1 protein-coding gene is annotated in these 993 nt (G+C 62.6%); it reads left to right on the forward strand.

The features are described from left to right. Positions 1-925, forward strand: a 925-nt coding sequence (locus HM984_RS17370) for an IS701 family transposase (protein ID WP_179350111.1), incomplete at its 5' end; no start/stop codon positions are given. Positions 926-993 lie beyond the last annotated feature (68 nt).

The following is a 993-nucleotide window of genomic DNA, read 5'->3' on the forward strand; positions in this document are numbered from 1 at the left end:
TGCGCAGGTCGCGGTGTACCTGACGTACGCCGGGCGCCGTGGGCATGCGTTGATCGACCGCGCGTTGTATCTACCGGCGTCGTGGACCGAGGACACCGCCCGCTGTGATTGCGCTGGGATTCCGGATGCTGATCGGGTGTTCGCTACGAAACCGGCGTTGGCGCGGGCGATGATCTGCGCTGCCCTCGACGACGGCACACCCGCGTCGTGGGTTGCCGGCGATGAAGTCTACGGCGCAGACCCTGGTCTGCGAGCAGAGCTCGAATCGCGGCGGGTCGGGTACGTACTGGCGGTGGCGTGCAGTCATCGAGTTGCCACCGCGACGGGGTCGGTACGCATCGATACTCTGGTGGATCTACTCGATGAACAGTGTTGGCAGATGCGATCTGCCGGCGCTGGATGCAAGGGGCCGCGATGGTATTCCTGGGCGTGGATACCGTTGCCTGACAACGAGTACGGCCATACATCTATGTTGCTGCGGCGCCACGATGTCACCGGTGAGATCGCGTACTACCGGTGCTTCTCCCCGGTTGCGGTGACGTTGTCGGAGTTGGTGCGGGTCGCGGGGTGGCGATGGAAGATCGAGGAGTCGTTTCAGGCAGCGAAGGGGCAAGCAGGTCTCGATGAGCATCAGGTGCGGCGGTGGACCTCGTGGCATCGGTGGGTGACGTTGGCGATGGCTACGATGGCGTTCCTCGCTGTTACTACCGCAGCCGAACGTGAACGCAGTCCAGTCGTCGACGATCTGATCATGTTGACGATCAACGAGTTACGCAGACTTTTCAACGCCCTCGTCCTTGGAGCACTCGCGAGCGTCGAACACGTTCTCGCGTGGTCGGCATGGAGACGAAAACACCAGGCCACCGCCCAACGTTGCCACTATCATCGCAGGTCAGGGGACCTCCAGACCGATCTACTGCTGTAGTACTGATATGTAGGGCATGTTTGTCAAGTCGCAGGCCGAAGCCGCCCCGCGGCGTGACGGCGTGGGGC

The sequence above is a fragment of the Winogradskyella pacifica genome (assembly GCF_013403915.1).
GTDB lineage: Bacteria > Bacteroidota > Bacteroidia > Flavobacteriales > Flavobacteriaceae > Winogradskyella > Winogradskyella pacifica.